We start from the raw sequence: 18,936 nt of genomic DNA on the forward strand, positions 1-18,936 counted from the left end.
ATCAACACCCCACAACCAATCGCTGCTGAATTTCAAGCAATCCCCCGCCGCAATCGCGGCTAGACCCTTTAAAACGCCACCTTCCCAAAGTTGGCATGTAGCGTGCTTTGTTAAATGCGTATTTTAATTAGCAATTTCACATTTATCCTCTCATCGTTCCAGTACTACGCATGACTGACCTAAAAACCAAGTCGGAGAAAACTCGCGAGCGATTGTTGAATGCCGCCGGCCGCATCTTTGCCGAAAAAGGCTATCAGGACGCGACCATCGCCGAGATTTGCGAGCAGGCCCAAGCCAATATTGCCTCGGTGAATTATCATTTTGGCGACAAGCAAACCCTATATCTGGAAGCTTGGCGGCATGCCTTCAACCAGGAATTGGGCCAGCATCCGCCCGACGGCGGCGTGTCTCGGCAGGCTCCGGTTGAGCAACGGCTGGCCGGCCGTATCAAATCGCTAATCCGCCGCCTGGCCGACGACGAATCTTATTCGTTTGCCATCATTCACAAGGAAATGGCGCAACCAACGCGCTTGCTGGCCGACATTCTGGAAAAGGAAATCAATCCGCAACGTCAGCAAATGTTTGGCTTGCTGCGCGAATGCCTGGGGCAGGACGCTAGCGAACAACAATTGCAATATTGCCACGCCAGCATCATGGGCCAATGCTTTCAATTGCTACGCCTGAAACAGATACAACAAGCCCGGCCGCAACGCGCCCTGCCCAGCGACATGAACGACATCGGCGCCTTCGCCGAGCACGTGGTGGACTTTTCGCTGGCCGGCATCCGTGCCATCCGCTCGCAAACCTTACCTAAGCGTATCCAAGCATGAACCCACAAATTTCCGATTTCCCCTCGTCGAGCAAGCGCCGGCCCTGGCTATGGACCGGCGCGCTATTAGTGGTGAGTCTGGCCGGCGCCGGCGTCTATTTTCAGCACAGCGAAGCCGCCCCGGATACTAAAGCCGAGCGCGGTGGCGGTAAAGGCCGGCGCTTTTTTGAACAACCAGATGCTCCTGCGGTCGTGGCTACCCAGTCCGCCAGCAGCGGCGATTTTCCGGTTTATCTGAACGCGCTCGGCACCGTCACCGCACTACGTACCGTGACCGTCAAGCCGCGAGTGGACGGCGAACTGGTGAACGTGGCGTTCAGCGAAGGGCAAATGGTCAAAGCTGGCGATCTGCTGGCAGAAATCGACCCGCGGCCGTTTCAGGTGCAATTACAACAAGCCCAAGGCCAGCTGACCCGCGACCAGGCCTTGTTGCAAAACGCCGAGTTGGACCGGAGCCGCTATCAAACCCTGCTGGAACAGGATTCGATTGCCGCCCAACAAACCGTCACCCAAGAATCGCAGGTCAAACAATATCGCGGCAATGTCGAGATGGATCAGGCCCTGGTCGATAGCGCCAAGTTGCAACTCGGTTACGCCAAGCTAACCGCGCCGATTTCCGGACGGGTGGGCTTACGGCAAGTGGACCAAGGCAATATCGTCAGGGCTAACGACGCCAACGGCCTCGTCGTCATCACTCAGTTACAACCGATCAGCGTGGTGTTCACGCTGCCCGAGGACAAATTGCCGGAGGTGGTGAAGCGCTATCGCAGCGGCCAGGTCATTAACATAGAGGCCTATGACAGAGGCGGCAAGCTGAAGCTGGCGGAAGGCAAGCTTACCGCGCTTGACAATCAAATCGACCCGACCACAGGCACCATTAAACTGAAAGCTCAATTCGACAATCTCGAACAAACCCTATTCGCCAATCAATTTGTTAACGTGCGCATGCATCTGGATACCTTGCACGGCGTCACGCAGATACCCAGCAGCGCCTTGCAGCACGATACCCAGGGTGCGTTTGTGTATGTGGTCGATGCCGAGAACATCGCCCATCTGCGCCGCGTGGCCCCCGGCCCCAGCGAAGGAGAAAAGGTGGCTATCGAACATAATCTGACGGCGGGCGAACAACTCATCCTTACCGGCATTGATCGGGTCAAGGATGGCGCGGTGGTGGATGTGGCCGAGAAAGATGGGCAAGCAGTCGCCGCCAAACCGGAATTGCAACCCAAGCCGGAAGACGAATCCGGCAGACGCCGGCGGCGCGGATAAGCCATGAGTCTCAGCGATCCGGGTAAGGCCGGCTTCAATCCTTCGCGCTTATTCATCCTGCGGCCGGTCGCCACCTCTTTGTTGATGGTGGCTTTGTTGCTGGTGGGCATACTGGCTTATCGGCTATTGCCGGTCTCGGCACTGCCGCAGGTCGATTATCCGACCATCCAGGTTACTACTCTGTATCCCGGCGCCAGTCCGGAAGTGATGACCTCCATCGTTACCGCACCGCTGGAACGCCAGTTCGGGCAAATGCCGGGCTTGACGCAAATGAGCTCCACCAGCTCTGGTGGCGCGTCGGTGATTACCTTGCAGTTTAACTTGCACTTGGACCTGGACGTTGCCGAGCAAACCGTGCAAGCCGCGATCAACGCCGCCGCCAACTTTTTACCCGACGATTTGCCGCAAGCGCCAATTTATAGCAAGGTCAATCCGGCCGATACGCCGATCATGACCCTGGCGGTCAGCGCCAAATCGCTGCCTTTATTTAAGGTAGAGGATTTGGTCGATACCCGGCTGGCGCAAAAAATCGCCCAATTGCCCGGCGTCGGCATGGTCAGCATCAGCGGCGGCCAAAGGCCGGCGGTGCGGATCCAGGCCAACCACAAAGCGCTGGCCGCTTACGGCATCAGCCTGGAAGACCTGCGCAGCGCGATTGCCGCCGCCAACGTCAACCAACCCAAGGGCTCGATCAACGGCCCGACCCGCGCCGCGACGATAGACAGCAACGATCAATTGCGTTCGCCGGCCGAATACCGCGAGTTGGTGGTGGCTTACAAAAATGCCGCGCCGGTCAAACTGGCGGACGTCGCCGAAGTTGTCGATGGCGCCGAGAACGTGCGTCTGGCCGCCTGGGCCAACGACAACGCGGCGGTCATCGTCAACATCCAGCGTCAGCCCGGCGCCAATGTGATCGAAGTGGTGGATAGCATCCAAGAATTGCTGCCCAAACTGCAAGCCTCGCTACCGCCCGGCATAGACGTCAAAGCATTAACCGACCGCACCGTCACCATTCGCGCCTCGGTGCATGATGTGCAATTCGAGCTATTGCTGGCGGTGGCGCTGGTAGTGATGGTGATATTCCTATTTCTGCGCAACATTCCAGCGACCATCATCCCCGGCGTCGCGGTGCCGCTGTCTTTAGTGGGCACCTTTGCGGCGATGTATCTGGCCGATTTCAGCATCAACAATTTAACCCTGATGGCGTTGACCATCGCCACCGGCTTCGTGGTCGACGATGCCATCGTGGTCATCGAAAACATCTCCCGCTACATCGAACGCGGCGAAGCGCCGTTGCAAGCGGCTTTGAAAGGTTCCTCGCAGATCGGCTTTACCATTATCTCGCTGACGTTTTCGCTGGTGGCGGTACTGATTCCACTGCTGTTCATGTCGGATGTGGTGGGCCGTTTATTCCGGGAATTTGCGATTACCTTGGCCGTGGCGATCTTGATTTCGGCGGTGGTGTCCTTGACCCTGACGCCGATGATGTGCGCCAAACTGCTACGCCCCGGCACCGGCAACCATAGCGAAGACGAAATCGGCGACGACTGGTTCGGCCGTTTGATCAAGGCCTATGGCCGCAGCCTGAGTTGGGTGATGCAACGGCAAACGGCGACCTTGCTGGTGTTTTTCGTCACCGTGGCATTGACTGCGGCGATGTACGTGTGGATACCCAAAGGCTTTTTCCCCAGCCAGGATACCGGCATCATTCAGGGCTTTTCCGAAGCGCCGCAAAGCGTCTCGTTTCCGGCCATGGCCGAACAACAGCAAAAGCTGGCTAAATTCATACTGGAAGATCCGGCCGTGGAAAGTCTGTCGTCATTTATCGGCGTCGATGGCGTCAACGCCACGCCCAATAGCGGCCGGTTTTTAATCAACTTAAAGCCGCACGATCAACGCCCATCGGCTAACGAAATTATCGCCCGCTTGAAAACCCGTCTGGCCGAATCGCCCGGCAGCGTGTTGTATTTGCAACCGGTGCAGGACTTGACAATGGAAAACCGGGTCAGCCGCACCCAATATCAATTTACCCTGGAAGGCGCCGACATCGACGATTTGAACCGCTGGACCGGCAAGCTGGTGGAGGCTTTACAAGACCGGCCGGAGTTTGCCGACGTGGTCAGCGACGTGCAGGACCAAGGCCGCCAGGTGTTTGTGAAGATCGACCGCGCCACCGCCAGCCGCCTCGGCGTCACTACCGCTGCTGTGGACAACGCCTTATACAGTGCCTACGGCCAACGCCTGGTCTCGACCATTTTCACTCAGGCCAATCAGTACCGAGTGGTATTGGAAGTCGACCCGGCTGAACAGACCGGTCCGCAAGCCTTGAACGAATTGCGGATACCTTCAACCAATGGCACGCAAGTGCCGTTGTCGGCCATCGCCGAACTATCGGAGCGGCCAACCACGCTGGCGATCAGCCATCTGGATCAATTCCCGGTAACCACGGTGTCTTTCAACTTGGCGCCTGGTTATGCGCTGGGCGACGCGGTCGCCGCCGTCGATGCCGCCAAAAGCGAGATCGACTTGCCGCTAGCCATCCGCAGCGAATACCAGGGCGCCGCGCAAGCCTTCAAAGCCTCGCTGGGCAATACTTTGTGGCTGATCCTGGCGGCGATTGTTACCGTGTATATCGTGCTGGGCGTGCTCTATGAAAGCTACATCCACCCCATCACCATCTTGTCCACCCTGCCCTCGGCCGGCGTCGGCGCCTTGCTGGCTTTGCAAGTCTCCGGCGGTGACTTGGGCATCATCGGCATCATCGGCATCATTTTGTTGATCGGCATCGTCAAAAAGAACGCGATCATGATGATCGACTTTGCCTTGGAAGCCGAACGCAAGCAAAACCTGCCGCCCGAGCAAGCGATTTTTCAAGCGTGCTTATTGCGCTTTCGGCCGATTCTGATGACCACCCTGGCCGCGCTATTGGGTGCCTTGCCGTTGATGCTGGGCAGCGGCGTTGGCTCGGAGCTGCGCCATCCGCTGGGTATCACCATGGTCGGCGGCTTGCTGCTCAGCCAATTGTTGACGCTGTACACCACGCCGGTGATTTATCTGGCCATGGACCGGCTGGCGAGGCGGGCTAACGCAGGTCTGGGGCTGAATCCAGTGGAACCCGTAGCAGAGGACCCAAGCCAGCCATGAACCTGTCCGAATTATTCATCCGCCGCCCGGTAGCCACCACTTTATTGACGATTGCCATTGCCTTATGCGGCGTGTTGGCGTTTTTAAACCTGCCTATCTCCTCGCTGCCGCAAGTGGATTTTCCCAGCGTATCGGTGCAGGCGCAAATACCCGGCGCCAGCGCCGAAACCATGGCCGCGACCGTCGCCACGCCATTGGAACGCGCGCTGGGCCGCATCGCCGGTGTCACGGAAATGACCTCTAGCAGTTCCCAGGGCTCAACGCAGATCACGCTGCAATTTGATTTAAATCGCGACATCGACGGCGCCTGCCGCGACGTACAGGCCGCCATCAACGCCGCCGCCAGCATGTTGCCCAGCAATATGCCCAATCGGCCCAGCTACCGGCGCGATAATCCGTCGGACTCGCCGATTCTGATTTTGGCGCTGACCTCGGACAGTTTCACGCGCGGTCAAATGTACGACTCGGCTTCGACGATTTTGCTGCAAAAAATTTCCCAGATTCCCGGCATCGGCCAAGTGCAAATCGGCGGCGCGGCGCTGCCGGCGGTGCGTGTGGAACTGAACCCCAACGCCTTGAGTAAATACGGCATTGGCTTGGAAGACGTGCGCAACACCATCGCCCAAACCAACGTCACCCGGCCCAAGGGCGTACTGGAAAGCGCCACCACCCGCTGGCAGATTCAAGCCAACGACCAGGCCCGCAAAGCCGAGGAATATCTGCCGCTGATTGTTGCGTATCGCAACGGCGCCCCGGTAACGATTGCCGATCTGGGCGAAGCGGTCGATTCTGTGGAAGATTTGCGCAATACCGGTGCCAAAAACGGCAAGCCTTCGGTGCTGTTGATTATCCGCAAACAACCCTTGGCGAATGTGATTCAGACCGTCGATCAAGTGCTGGCGGTAATGCCAGCTTTACGGGCGGCGCTGCCGAGCAATATCGAACTCTCGGTGGTGGTGGATAGATCCTTATCCATCCGTGCATCCATTACAGAAGTCGAACACGGCTTGTTCGTCGCCGTGTTACTGGTGATTCTGGTGGTGCTGGTGTTCCTGCGCAATCCGCGCTCGGCAGCGGTGCCCATCGTCGCGGTGCCGGCCTCTTTGCTGGGGTCTTGCGCGGTGATTTATTTGTGCGGCTTTAGTATCAACAACCTGACCTTGATGGCCTTGACCATCGCCACCGGCTTTGTAGTGGACGATGCGATTGTGGTGGTGGAAAACACCAACCGGCATATCGAGGAAGGCGTGGCGCCGTTCCGTGCGGCGCTGTTGGCCGCCAAGGAAGTGGGCTTCACCGTATTGGCGATGAGTGTGTCGCTGGTGGCGGTGTTCCTGCCGATTTTACTGATGGGTGGCGTGCCTGGCCGGCTGTTTCGGGAATTTGCGGTGACTTTGTCGGCGGCGGTGCTGGTTTCTTTGCTGATCTCGTTGACCATCACCCCCATGCTGTGCGCGCGCTGGCTGGGTAAGGAAGCCAAAGAGCATGGCGCCGTCTATCACGGCATAGGCGCGGCTTTCGATTGGATACAGAACATCTACCGGATCAGCCTGAGCTGGGCCTTGCGCCACGGCCGCATCATGCTGTGCTTGTTGCTGGCGACCATCGCTTTAAACGTTTATTTGTACGGCGCTATCGACAAAGGCTTCTTCCCGACCCAGGACGGCGGCCGCTTGCTGGGCGAGATTCAAACCGATCAAAACACTTCGTTCCAAATCTTGCAAAAGCAGTTCGCACAAATCTCCGATATTTTGCAAAAAGATCCGGCGGTCGCTAATGTCGCGGGCTTTGCCGGCAGTTCGCAAAGCAGCAACAGCGCAAGGATTTTCGTTACCTTAATTCCGCACGAACAGCGCGACGGCGTCGAGGTGGTGATGGAGCGCTTGCGCAAGGCCGCGGGCCGGGTGCCCGGCGCCAGTTTGCATATGTTTCCGGCCCAGGAGCTGCGGATTGGCGGACGCATGTCGTTTGGGATGCTGGATTACACTTTGCAGGCCGACGATCTGAATTTGTTGCGGGAATGGACGCCCAAGGTACAAGCCGCCTTGGCCCGGCTGCCGGAATTGAGCGATGTCAGCACCAGCCAGCAGGACAAGGGCGAACAAATCGGCCTGACCGTCAACCGCGATCTGGCCGCGCGTTACGGCGTCAGTGAGGCCTTGATCGACGACAGCCTGAACAGCGCCTTCGGGCAACGCCAGGTGTCGGTGATTTACAATCCGTTGAATCAATACCGGGTGGTGATGGAACTGGCACCGCAGTACTGGCAATCGCCGGATAGCCTGAAACAACTGTATATCAGTGCGCCAGGCCGAACCGGCACCGACGGCATGCTGGCACAGCCCAAGCAAGTGCCGTTGTCGGCCTTGGCCGGCTTCGCGCCGAGCAATGCGCCGCTATCGGTGCATCATCAAGGCCAGTTTGCCGTGACCGAATTGTCGTTTAATTTAAAACCGGGCATTTCAATGTCCACGGCCGATGCCGCTATTAACCAGGCCTTGCGCGACATTGGCCTGCCGGCTGCCATTACCGGCAGTTTTCAAGGCTCGGGCAAGGCGTTTCAGGAAGCCTTGCGCAGCCAGCCCTGGCTGGTTTTGGCCGCGTTGATCAGCATTTACATCGTGCTGGGCGTACTCTACGAAAGCCTGATACATCCGTTGACGATACTATCCACCCTGCCCTCGGCGGGTGTCGGCGCCTTGCTGGCCTTGATGGCTTGCGACAAGGAGTTCAGCATCATTGCCTTGATCGGGGTGATTTTGCTGATCGGCATCGTCAAGAAAAATGCGATCATGATGATAGACTTTGCGCTGCTGGCCGAGCGCGAGCGCGGCCTGGATTCGCGGGAAGCGATCTTTCAGGCTTGCATGCTGCGCTTCAGGCCCATCCTGATGACCACGCTGGCCGCGCTGTTCGGCGCCCTGCCGCTGGCTTTGGGCAGCGGTTACGGCGCAGAATTGCGCCAGCCCTTGGGGATTTCCATCGTGGGCGGCCTGATTTTCAGCCAGCTTTTGACTTTGTACACGACGCCGGTCGTTTATTTGTACCTCGACCGGTTCAGGCTGTGGCTGCACGGCCGTTTTTCCAACCGCGCCGCCAGCCCAGCGCCACATTCCATCTAAACCGATAGTCATGCGTTTAAGAATAAACCCACCTTTGCTTGCTTCCTTACTGACCTTGCCCTTGGCTGCCTGCACGGTAGGCCCGGATTATGTCCGTCCGCAAGCCAATGTATCCGAAGAGTTTAAAGAAGTAAAAGGCTGGAAACAGGCCCAACCGCGCGATACCGGTTTGCCCGGCAAATGGTGGGAGATTTTTAACGACCCCAAACTAAACGAACTGGAAGAACAGGTTGCCGCCGCCAACCAGTCGATCATCCAAGCCGAAGCCCAATACCGGCAAGCCCAGCATCTGGTGCAATCGGTGCAATCCTCCTTGCTGCCGGTAGCGACATTGACCGGCACCTTCAACCGCTTCCGTGCCGCTACCGGCCAGAACGTCGCGGTGGGCGGTGTGCGCAACCTGTTCGGTCAGGCGGTCGGCGTGGCTTGGGAACCGGATTTATGGGGTAGCGTGCGCCGCCAGGTGGAAGCGAATACCAGCAACGCCCAGGCCAGCGCCGCGACCTTGCATGCCTTGATTCTGTCCAGCCAATCGGCGTTGGCGGACAGTTATTTTCAAATGAAAACCCTGGACGCACAAAAAGCCTTACTGGATGAAACAGTGACGGCTTTTACGAAAACCCTGGAGATTACCAAAAACCGCTATGCCGTGGGTGTGGTGGCCAAGGCTGACGTGGTGCAAGCCGAAACGCAACTGGAAACCGTGCGCGCCCAGTCCATCGATCTAGGCGTACAGCGCGCCAAACTTGAACATGCCATCGCGGTGCTGATCGGCAAAACGCCGGCGGAATTGGCACTGGCGGTGTCGCCATTGAATGCGCAACCGCCGGGCGTTCCGGTCAGCCTGCCGTCGGAATTGTTGGAACGCCGCCCGGACATCGCCGCCGCCGAACGTAAAATCGCCGCCGCCAACGCCCAGATCGGTGTCGCCAAAGCGGCGTATTTTCCGACGCTGAATCTGGCTTCGACCAACGGTTTTCAGTCGCCTACCGCAGACACCTTGTTCACGATGGCCCGCCGCTATTGGTCCTTGGGACCGGCCGGATTGGCTTTGACCTTGTTCGATGGCGGTGCCAAGAATGCCCAGTATAAACAGGCGATAGACGCCTACGACGCCAGCGTCGCCGCCTATCGGCAAACGGTGCTGACCGGTTTTCAAGAGGTGGAAGATAATCTGGCCGCCTTGCGTATCCTGGATGAAGAAACCCAAGTGCAAGACAAAGCCGTCGCCGCTGCGAAACAGGCTTTGGCCCTGACCAACAATCAATATCAAGCCGGCACGGTCAGCTACATCAACGTGATAACGGCGCAAACCGCGGCGCTATCCAATCAACAAACCGCTGTGCAATTGCTCGGGCAGCGTTTGTCGGCCTCCGTGTTATTGGTCAAAGCCCTGGGCGGCGGCTGGAATGAAACCTTGGTTCCCTCTGAAGATGAAGCTGATGGTGACCGCAAATGGACCGACTATTTGATTTTGCCGCTGGTGGATTAATTATCAACCCGGCCTTATTTAACACGGGTACTCGCTTCGGGCTGAACTGGCGAAGCGGGGCGCGTCCTGCGCCAAACACCCGCCCATCCGTTGACACCCTTCTTGCTTGGACTACATTTATCGGCAGTTCGGTTTAGCCGTTAAGCTTTTAAGAACCGGCCACGGCGGGCATCAGCCGAATGCACGCAAATATTTATGTCATTGACCACAAGGAACCTTCATGAACAAAGAAGCGGCGAAGGCGCATATTCTGAAAAATTTAATGTCGGGCGATTCTCTAGTCGGATTTTTCATCGCCCAGCAACCTTTCAAGCTGTGGCTGTTTTTTATAATCGGCCCGCTGGCTGTATTCAGCATGAAGCAGTACTTCATTGCGGTTACCCAAAAAGGTATCCATTTTCATCGTTTAAACTTATTGGGAAAATTCGCCAGCGACGACTTTTTTGCCTTCAATGAAATTGCCACCGTGAAAATCGGCAAGGGCATGCTGCAAAGGCCGATGAAATTTGCATTTAAAAACGGCCGAAATATCTATATCAAAGCGCAACTAAAAGGCGTGGAAAAAGTAGCCAAGCTTGATGAGGCCACGCAAAAACATATTGAACAACACATTGCCGTCGCTAAATGATTTTGTTTTTTATTGTGACGGCAGCCTATACCGCGCTGCTGCTGTTTTACAGACCATCGCCGAGCAGCCTGAAAGACGCCCCGCTGACTTTCTTGGAAAACTTTAAGCAAATTAAAGCGTCGTTGTTTTCCGGTTTGTTGCTTTTTAGTATTTTTCTAGTGACCAGCGACTTTGGTTTTAATGAGGTTGATGAACAGCTTTATCGTTTATTGGCATTAAACAATATTTCGGCAGCGGCGATTTTATGGCCGCTGCAAGCCATTACGCATTTATTTATCCACATTAACTTTCCACATGTCCTGACCAATGTAGCCGGCTTGGGCATCGCTGCGGCTTACGAACGACAAGTCGGCTCTGGCCGATTTTTAATGGTGTTGCTGGTAGCCAGCCTGTCCTCTATCCCCTCAATCCTGTTCTACTCGGAGCCGATAGCAATCTGCGGTATTTCCGGCGGCGTATTCGGTCTGGCTGCCGCTTACTTCACCGACCAGGAGGGTCTGAGCAGCAAAGAATGGCTGTATGCGGTACTGATCTGTAGCGTATTTTTGGTGTGGCTGTCCGTTGGACACAGCATGGAATCAAAGGCAAACGGGCAATTGCAATTTAAGATCGATTACTACGGTCATGCCCTGGGCGCGCTGGGAGCTATCGTTTATTGCCGTTTGAGACCTAGAAAAACAGCCGACAAGCCCAGGCTGGCAAATTATTAACCCGACCCTATTTACCAAGCTTACACCGTTGGGGCTGAGTTCGCAGAAACCCAGAGTGGTGTGCCCTTCGATAATGCCCTCAAGGGCCGGGTTAATCACTGGTTGGCTTTGAATTGCTTCCAACATTCGTCCGTAAACAACCGTCGTGGCATCGTTTGCTTAGCTGTTGTTTGAAAAACGGCAACAGCCCCTAAAAAGTAACCACCACATCGGCGCCGAAAATAAACTGGCTGTCTTTATTGCGTTCGTCGTAAGCATCGACGCCTTCCGACCAGTCGTAACGCGCTTCCGGCCGCAGCATCAACCATTTCGCCGGCTTCCAGTTTACCCCTAGCGTCGCCGCATAATAATTGGCCGGCCCGGTCGCCAGCACCGCGCAACTGGGGCACATTTGGCCCACCCGAACGCCGTCGTCATCCCTAAACCATTCGCCGCGCAGGCCCACGCCCACCGTATCGGATACGTCGTATTTCAATTGCGAATGAATACCGTACCATTCGGCGTCGGCGAAATTATTCAGCGGGTGTTGTTGTTCGATGCCGTGGTCGTGCTGCAGCACGTAATGCCAGCGTTCGGTAAAGTTATGTTGGAGAACCAGACTGTAAAACGTGCGGTCGTCGCGCTTATTGATACCGGTCTGGCGCTGGAATTCGCGCAAATTGTTGTCGCTGTTGACGTCGCCGGTAATCAGCGTCGCGGTAAACGAGGTTGCCGCATCGTCGCTGGTCCAGGTCGCACCGCCCAGAAAATTCCAGTTTTCCATGTTTTTATCGAACCCGTCCCAAGCGCCGTTGCCGTCCAGCACGCCGTTTAGTTTGGTGTGGCCGCCGGTCACCGCACCCAGTGTCACGCTCAGATTTTGATGGACCGGATAGGTGGTGGTCATGCCGAAATGGGTAAACGGCTCGCCGTATTGAAAGGTATAAGGATGGGTGTAGAAGAAATTATCCGGCGACAATCCAGTCTCGTAACCCATGATCGTGTAAAACCGGCCGATGCGCGTGGTCAGGCCCTTGCCTATCGGCGTAAAAATATCCAGATAGGCATTCGGGATCGCCAGTTTGTAGAAGCGCTCGTCGGAACCGATCAAGCGATTGTCCCAATGGCCGCCGCCGTAAGGGTTGATGGTATTGAAGCGGGCGTCGCTGCCGTACATCAGAGTCAGCTTGCCGCCGACGTCCCAATGGTCGCCGCTGGTATTGACGTCGCGGATCAACTCGCCGCCCAGTTGGTGCAGATTGAACTCGTTGGCCCGGTCGGCAAACACCACGGTGCCGTTGTAACCGTCGCCGGGGTCGTTGGCGTTGTAAACGATACCGGCATCGGCCCAACTGTGGACGCGCAAGCCGGCGGCTTTCATCCAGGGTAAGTCGTTAATCAGCGACAAGCCGTTCAATAAACCGGCGCGTTCCTCGGCCGGCAACGGCGACATCGCCAACAGTAACGGTGCGGCATACAGCCATTCGCGGGTTCGGAAAGATGAGTGTGACATGGTGTTCTCCTGTCGAAAAATGAATCGTCGAAGTTTTTCGGGCGCAAGCGTTCCCGCCAGCCGGAAAATCCGGCTTAATTGGTTGGGGTTATGAAAATTTAAACGGCTAAAACCGGCGGTTTAGTCGGGACGAGCAAGATAGGCGCGCCAGCCGCCGTAATCGGTAATGTCCAGCGCCTCACGCACGGCGGCGGCTTCGCAAACGAAGCCTTGCACGCTAGTGCCGTCCTGCAACTGCACGCTGCCGATACCCAAAGGCGACGGGATTTCGGCGACGAATTCGCCGTAGCGTCCAATCGGCAAAGCCCACACCTCGACGGCAATCGCCGCGCCGGGTTCGGCACGCACCATGCCCGGCCGCTTGCCGTCCGGCAATGCGTAAAGCCGGTAGCTCGGCTCGGTGTGCGTGCTTTGCAGCAACACGCCGCCGCGGCCGGTCAACAGAGGGTTCAGCGGCAAGCCGGATAGATGCGCGCCGCACACTGCAACCCGAACAAAGCCAGCCGCGTCGTCGCTGTCCACTGCGGAAAATTCTGTGCTTAAGATTTGGGAGACGCCCAATGTATGCGGCGCCGATTGCGCGCGCCGTTTCGCCAACGCCAGCAAAGCCCGGTCGGCAAAGGCCGGCGCGCACAGCGTGATACCGAACGGCAGGCCATTGCCGCGAAAACCCGTCGGCAACGCAATGGCGCTGAGGTCGAGTAGATTCATGAAATTGGTGTAATAGCCCAGCCGGCTGTTCAATTCGACCGGTTCGGCTTCGACGGCGGCAATCGGATAAATGGTGCCGGTAGTCGGCGTGACCAATACGTCGATCTGCCGCCAGAGCGCGTCGCTTTGCCGCTTCAATTCCTGCAAGCGGTAAAACGCGCGCCAGGCGTCAGCGGCCGACAAGTTTGCGCCGTTGGCAAGAATGCCTAGCGTCACCGGAAATAAGGCTTCGGGGTTGGTCTGCAACAGTTCGCCGGCCACCAGATAACGCTCGCCCAGCCAGGGTCCGGCGTAGAGCAAGCCGGCGGCATCCAGCAAGGGCTGGATGTCCACTTCGACGGCGCTGCCGCCTTGTTCGACTAGTTGCGCGACGGCCTCCTTAAATAAGACCTCGGCCGCTTCGTCGCTGAAAAATTGCAGTTGCTCCGGTTTCGGCACGCCGAAACGGAAACGGCCGGCAAAGCCCGGCGGCACCGGCAAGGCTTGGTCGGGGCGGTTATAGGCGTCTTCCACGTCGTAAACGTTAGCGACGCGCAGCACCCGTTCCGCGTCGGCGGCCGTCAACGCGAAGATCGATACGCAATCCAGGCTGCGGCAGGCCGGCACCACGCCGGATGTGCTTAACAAGCCCCGCGTCGGTTTGACGCCGACCAGATTATTGAACGCGGCCGGCACCCGGCCGGAGCCGGCGGTGTCGGTGCCCAAGGCAAAGCTGGCCAGACCGGTCGCCACCGCAACCGCCGAACCCGAGCTGGAGCCGCCGGCGATGTACGCCGGATCGAAACTGTTTCGGCACACACCATAGGGCGAGCGGGTACCGACCAAGCCGGTCGCGAACTGGTCCAGATTGGTCTTGCCGACCGGAATCGCGCCGGCGGCGATCAATTGCCGCACCACGAACGCCGATTGCTCGGGCTGGTAGGCATAGGCCGGGCAAGCCGCGGTCGTCGGCAAATCGACCAGATCGATGTTGTCCTTGATCGCAAACGGAATGCCGTATAAGGGCAAGTCGTCCGGCGATTTGTCCACTAAAGCCGCAGCGTAAGCTCGCATCTGCGCCAGCGATAAACGGCTGATCCAGACGCCGTGCGCCGGCGCGGATTCCAGACGCTGCCAGAGCATGTCCACCAGCGCCGTCGGCGTTAGCGCGCCTTCCCGGTAAGCCTGGCTAAGGCCGGCGATGCTGAGTACCTCCGGCAATTCGCTCCAGGTCTTCATGCATCCTCCCCGGCCTGCAGCACCAGCAAATCCTGGCCGGCGCTGATTTGAGCGCCTTCATTGCAAAACACTTTCCAGACCGTGCCGCCTGCCGGTGCCGTTACCGGGAATTCCATTTTCATCGACTCGACTACCACCAAGGTGTCGCCTTGCTTGACGCTATCGCCGGCCTGGACCAAAACCTGCCAGACGTTGCCGGCAATATGACTGGCCACCGCACGGGCACCGGCCGGCAAATCCAGTTCGGTATCGATGGCCGCCGCCGCGACCGCCTGATCATCCGCATACACTTGCCCGGCTTGTTCCCAGCGTTCGCGTTCGGCGTCGAAGGCCGCTTGCTGGCGCTGTTTGCATTCGGTGATCTCGTTGGCGTGTTTGCGCAGAAAGTCGTTGTACTGGCGCAAACTAAAGGTTTCATCACGTATGTCCAGCTTGAGCTTGCCGCTGATTACATCCTGCCGGTAACGCAGCAATTCCTCGGCGGATACCGGGAAGAAGCGAATCTGATCGAAAAAGCGCAGCAGCCACGGCTTGCCGTCGCGAAAATCGGCGGTTTGCCGGTAGCGGTTCCACATCGGCACGGTGCGGCCGACGAACTGGTAGCCGCCCGGACCTTCCATGCCGTAGACGCACATATAAGCGCCGCCGATGCCGACCGCATTCTCCGGGGTCCAGGTGCGGGCCGGGTTGTATTTGGTCGTCACCAAGCGGTGGCGCGGATCGATAGGCGTCGCCACCGGCGCGCCGAGATAGACGTCGCCCAAGCCCATCACCAGATAACTGGCGTTGAATAGGATGTCCTTGACCTGCTCTATGCTGTCCAGGCCGTTGATGCGGCGGATAAACTCGATATTGCTCGGACACCACGGCGCATCCTTGCGCACCGATTGCATGTATTTTTCGATGGCCAGTTGGGTGGACGGGTCGTCCCAGGACAGCGGCAGATGGACGATGCGGGTCGGCACTGCCATATCTTCGATCGCCGGCAATTCGGCTTCGGCTTGCGCCAAAATCCGCATTAATTCGTCCAGCGGCAGGCGGCGGTCGTAATGCACTTGCAAGGAGCGGATGCCCGGTGTCAGATCGACGATGCCGGCGATGCTGCGTTGTTGCAGCCAGGTCATCAAGGCATGCACCCGAAAGCGCAGATTGATGTCCAGTACCAGCGGACCGTATTCGACCAGCAGATTGCGGTCGCCGGCTTGGCGATAGGTCACTGCAACCTGCTCGATATTGGCCGGCACCTGAGCAAGAATGCAGCTTTCCTCGACGCTTGTTGTTACCGGCAGATCCGGTAACACGGCATGGGCCGGATCGGCTAAAGCCCGCTCGACTTGGGCATCCAGACTCGCGGCCTGTTCGCGGTTCAAACGGATAAATCGCACGGTATTACCGGGCTTCAATTGGCCCAGCTTCCAAAGTTCGGCCGCAACCACGGTGGCCGGGCAGACGAAACCGCCCAGGCTGGGACCGTCCGGACCCAGTATCACGGGCATATCGCCGGTAAAATCCACCGCGCCGATGGCGTAGGCATTATCGTGAATGTTCGACGGGTGCAAACCGGCCTCGCCGCCGTCGCTACGGGCCCAACGCGGCTTCGGGCCGGTCAAGCGGATGCCGGTGCGGTTGGAGTTGTAATGCACCTCCCAGTCGGTCGCGAAAAATTCGTCTATGTCCTCGTCGGTAAAAAAGTCCGGCGCGCCGTGCGGGCCGTACAACACACCGATCTGCCAGTGCTCGGAATAAACCAGTAGCGCGGCCGAATTCGGTACGACTTCCTCGGCCATGGCGGCTTCCGCTACGACCGGCAACACGTCGCCGACCCGCAGCACCCGACCGCCGTGGCCGCCGAACTGGCCCAAGGTAAAGGTGGCGCGGCTACCCAGATATTCCGGCACGTCGAAGCCGCCTTGGATCGCCAGATAAGCGCGGCAACCCAGGCCGGCGATAGTGCCCAGTTTCAATACGTCGCCGGCCGCAACCGCAATTGCCTGCCAATAGGGTACGGCTTGACCGTTCAACTCGGCTTGCATCGCCGCGCCGGCCAAGACGATGCGGGTAGCGAAATTGAAGCGTAGGCAGGGGCCGTTGATCGCCATTTCCAGGCCGGCCGCATCCTCAGGGTTCCCCAAAATCCGGTTCGCCAAGCGAAAAGCCAACATATCCATCGGCCCGGACGGCGGTACACCGACGTCCCAATAACCCAGGCGGCCCGGATAATCCTGAATCATGCTTTGGGTGCCGGCTTCCAGCACGTCCAGCGTGCGCGGAAGGTAAGTCAGGCCGGCCAGATAAGCGGTAATCTGGCGGCCGCCGCGGAATACCTCGTCGGCGACGATCTGCCGCAAATAGGCCAGATTGGTTTCGATGCCGGCCAAGCGGGTATCGGCCAAAGCAGCATCCATTTGCGCCAGCGCCTGTTCGCGGTCGCCGGCGTGGACGATGACTTTGGCCAGCAGCGGATCGTAATAAGGCGTGACTTCCAGGCCGTTCTCCAGCCAATGATCGACCCGGACGCCGGCCGGAAAACGGCAATCGGTCAACAAACCGGCCGAGGGCTGGAAGTTCTTATTCGGGTCTTCGGCGTAAACCCTGACCTGCATAGCCCAGCCCTGCGGCGCGTGCCGGTACTGATCCAGAAACGTGCTGTCGCCGGCCGCCAGCCGCAGCATCCAGGCTACCAAGTCGGTGCCGGTGACTTGCTCGGTCACGCCGTGTTCGACTTGCAGCCGGGTGTTGACCTCCAGGAAATAAAATTCGCCGCTGTCCTGGTCGTAAACGAATTCGACGGTGCCGGCGGAACGGTAATTTACCGCCTCGCCCAGTGCCAGGGCATGGCGATAGAGCGCCTCCCGCGTCGCCTCGTTGAGGCCCGGTGCGGGGGTTTCTTCGATCACCTTCTGGTTGCGGCGCTGTACCGAACAATCGCGTTCGCCTAAATGGATCACCCGGCCCGCGCCGTCGCCGAAAATCTGCACCTCGATATGGCGGGCGCGTTCGATGAACTTCTCCAGATACAGGCCGCTGTCTTTAAAATTGGCCGCGCTTAAGCGCTGCACCACGGCAAAGGCCTCTTGCAGTTCGGCGTCGTTGCGGCACAAGCGCATACCGATACCGCCGCCGCCGGCCGTGCTTTTCAGCATCAACGGGTAGCCGATGTCGGCCGCCGCTTGCAAAGCCTGCTCTATGTCCGCCAATAGACCGGTGCCGGGCAGCAGCGGCACACCGCAAGCTTGGGCGATTTCGCGGGCGGTATGTTTCAAACCGAAGCGGCGCAACTGTTCCGGCGTCGGGCCGATGAAGACGATGCCGGCTGCGGCGCATTGCTCGGCGAATTCGGCATTCTCGCTCAAGAAGCCGTAGCCGGGGTGGATGGCCTGGGCGCCGGAGCTTAAAGCCGCTGCCAAAATCCGCTCGCCGCGCAAATAGCTGTCGGCCGCTGCCGCGCCGCCGACGCAGACCGCTTCGTCCGCTTGTTGCACGTGCATAGCATGGGCGTCGGCTTCGGAATATACCGCGACGCTGGCGACGCCCAATTGCTTTAAGGTCCGAATGATGCGGCAGGCGATTTCGCCGCGATTGGCGATCAATACCTTGTTAAACATGAATCCTCGTTTGGCGGGCCGTCCCGCCTTGCTTTGCCAACGCCGGGCCGTCCCGGAGCGGATTACGGTTCAATCCCAGATCAGCAGGCGCACCGGCGTCGGGTTGTAGGCGTTACACGGGTTGTTCAACTGCGGACAATTGGAAATCAGCGCGATGACGTCCATCTCCGCCCGCATTTCCACGTACTTGCCCGGCGCGGAAATGCCGTCGGCAAAGGTCAGCTGGCCGTCAGCCGTGACCGGCACGTTCATGAAAAAATTGATGTTGCTGGCAATGTCGCGCTTGGCCAGGCCGCAGTCGGCGTGACCGATGGCCAATAGAAAGCTGTCGCGGCAGCTGTGCATGTGCTTTTTGTCCAGGGCATAGCGCACCGTGTTGCTTTCTGCGGCACAGGCGCCGCCCAAGGTGTCGTGGCGGCCGCAGGTGTCGGCGACGATAGTCAATAGAACGTTACCCTCGCCGGACATCAGTTCAGTGCCGGCGCTCAGGTACAGATTGCCCTGGTGGCGTATCGTGTCGCTGGCGCTATAGCGTTCTTCATGGTCGGCCGCGCTGTAAAACAGAGTATCGACCGCCTGGTTGCCTTCCAGGTCTAGAATACGGAAGGTCTGACCTTGTTTGATGGTATGCAGCCAGGGTTCGCCGGCCGGCAAGGTGTAATCGTAAATGGCGTTGCTCGGATCGAGCGTGCTCTCGACGATGGGCATGGTTTCGT

Annotated in this window: 11 protein-coding genes; 7 read left to right on the forward strand and 4 right to left on the reverse strand. The window is 58.4% G+C overall.

Annotation, left to right across the window (positions count from 1 at the left end):
• The first annotated feature begins 170 nt into the window (after positions 1-170).
• The 7 genes from QLH52_RS10060 to QLH52_RS10090 all read left to right on the forward strand — a co-directional run bounded on the left by QLH52_RS10060 (position 171) and on the right by QLH52_RS10090 (position 11,194).
• Complete coding sequence (locus QLH52_RS10060) at positions 171-830, forward strand: TetR/AcrR family transcriptional regulator (protein ID WP_319961440.1); 660 nt, start codon at positions 171-173, stop codon at positions 828-830.
• Positions 827-2,098: an MdtA/MuxA family multidrug efflux RND transporter periplasmic adaptor subunit gene (locus tag QLH52_RS10065; RefSeq protein ID WP_319961441.1), complete on the forward strand. Its 1,272-nt coding sequence runs from the start codon at positions 827-829 to the stop codon at positions 2,096-2,098. The genes QLH52_RS10060 and QLH52_RS10065 overlap by 4 nt, the downstream gene beginning before the upstream one ends.
• A gap of 3 nt (positions 2,099-2,101) precedes the next feature.
• Complete coding sequence (locus QLH52_RS10070; protein WP_319961442.1) at positions 2,102-5,242, forward strand: MdtB/MuxB family multidrug efflux RND transporter permease subunit; 3,141 nt, start codon at positions 2,102-2,104, stop codon at positions 5,240-5,242.
• On the forward strand, positions 5,239-8,364 hold the full coding sequence (locus QLH52_RS10075; protein WP_319961444.1) for an efflux RND transporter permease subunit: 3,126 nt from the start codon (positions 5,239-5,241) through the stop codon (positions 8,362-8,364). The genes QLH52_RS10070 and QLH52_RS10075 overlap by 4 nt, the downstream gene beginning before the upstream one ends.
• 10 nt (positions 8,365-8,374) lie before the next feature.
• Entirely contained in the window at positions 8,375-9,856 is a 1,482-nt protein-coding gene (locus QLH52_RS10080) for an efflux transporter outer membrane subunit (protein ID WP_319961445.1), read from the forward strand.
• A 220-nt stretch (positions 9,857-10,076) separates the two neighbouring features.
• A complete protein-coding gene (locus tag QLH52_RS10085) occupies positions 10,077-10,484 on the forward strand; it encodes a hypothetical protein (protein ID WP_319961446.1) in 408 nt (135 codons plus the stop codon).
• Positions 10,481-11,194, forward strand: a complete 714-nt coding sequence (locus QLH52_RS10090; protein WP_319961447.1) for a rhomboid family intramembrane serine protease — start codon at positions 10,481-10,483, stop codon at positions 11,192-11,194. The genes QLH52_RS10085 and QLH52_RS10090 overlap by 4 nt, the downstream gene beginning before the upstream one ends.
• 190 nt (positions 11,195-11,384) lie before the next feature.
• On the opposite strand, the gene QLH52_RS10095 is transcribed toward QLH52_RS10090, so the two are convergent.
• The 4 genes from QLH52_RS10095 to QLH52_RS10110 form a co-directional block, all read right to left on the reverse strand.
• A complete protein-coding gene (locus QLH52_RS10095) occupies positions 11,385-12,686 on the reverse strand; it encodes a porin (protein ID WP_319961448.1) in 1,302 nt (433 codons plus the stop codon).
• Between the two features lie 120 nt (positions 12,687-12,806).
• Complete coding sequence (gene atzF, locus QLH52_RS10100) at positions 12,807-14,615, reverse strand: allophanate hydrolase (protein ID WP_319961449.1); 1,809 nt, start codon at positions 14,613-14,615, stop codon at positions 12,807-12,809.
• Entirely contained in the window at positions 14,612-18,220 is a 3,609-nt protein-coding gene (gene uca, locus QLH52_RS10105; RefSeq protein ID WP_319961451.1) for an urea carboxylase, read from the reverse strand. Before uca ends, atzF begins: the two co-directional genes overlap by 4 nt.
• Before the next feature lie 69 nt (positions 18,221-18,289).
• On the reverse strand, positions 18,290-18,928 hold the full coding sequence (locus QLH52_RS10110; RefSeq protein ID WP_319961452.1) for an urea amidolyase associated protein UAAP2: 639 nt from the start codon (positions 18,926-18,928) through the stop codon (positions 18,290-18,292).
• Positions 18,929-18,936 lie beyond the last annotated feature (8 nt).

It is taken from the genome of Methylomonas defluvii (genome assembly GCF_033949435.1).
GTDB classification, from domain to species: Bacteria; Pseudomonadota; Gammaproteobacteria; order Methylococcales; family Methylomonadaceae; genus Methylomonas; species Methylomonas defluvii.

What these genes read in the sequence shown, in the direction of transcription:
- QLH52_RS10060 (WP_319961440.1), top strand. Translation starts at nt 171, where the DNA reads ATGACTGACCTAAAAACCAAGTCGGAGAAAACTCGCGAGCGATTGTTG.
- QLH52_RS10065 (WP_319961441.1), top strand. Translation starts at nt 827, where the DNA reads ATGAACCCACAAATTTCCGATTTCCCCTCGTCGAGCAAGCGCCGGCCC.
- QLH52_RS10070 (WP_319961442.1), top strand. Translation starts at nt 2,102, where the DNA reads ATGAGTCTCAGCGATCCGGGTAAGGCCGGCTTCAATCCTTCGCGCTTA.
- QLH52_RS10075 (WP_319961444.1), top strand. Translation starts at nt 5,239, where the DNA reads ATGAACCTGTCCGAATTATTCATCCGCCGCCCGGTAGCCACCACTTTA.
- QLH52_RS10080 (WP_319961445.1), top strand. Translation starts at nt 8,375, where the DNA reads ATGCGTTTAAGAATAAACCCACCTTTGCTTGCTTCCTTACTGACCTTG.
- QLH52_RS10085 (WP_319961446.1), top strand. Translation starts at nt 10,077, where the DNA reads ATGAACAAAGAAGCGGCGAAGGCGCATATTCTGAAAAATTTAATGTCG.
- QLH52_RS10090 (WP_319961447.1), top strand. Translation starts at nt 10,481, where the DNA reads ATGATTTTGTTTTTTATTGTGACGGCAGCCTATACCGCGCTGCTGCTG.
- QLH52_RS10095 (WP_319961448.1), bottom strand. Translation starts at nt 12,686, where the DNA reads ATGTCACACTCATCTTTCCGAACCCGCGAATGGCTGTATGCCGCACCG.
- atzF (WP_319961449.1), bottom strand. Translation starts at nt 14,615, where the DNA reads ATGAAGACCTGGAGCGAATTGCCGGAGGTACTCAGCATCGCCGGCCTT.
- uca (WP_319961451.1), bottom strand. Translation starts at nt 18,220, where the DNA reads ATGTTTAACAAGGTATTGATCGCCAATCGCGGCGAAATCGCCTGCCGC.
- QLH52_RS10110 (WP_319961452.1), bottom strand. Translation starts at nt 18,928, where the DNA reads ATGCCCATCGTCGAGAGCACGCTCGATCCGAGCAACGCCATTTACGAT.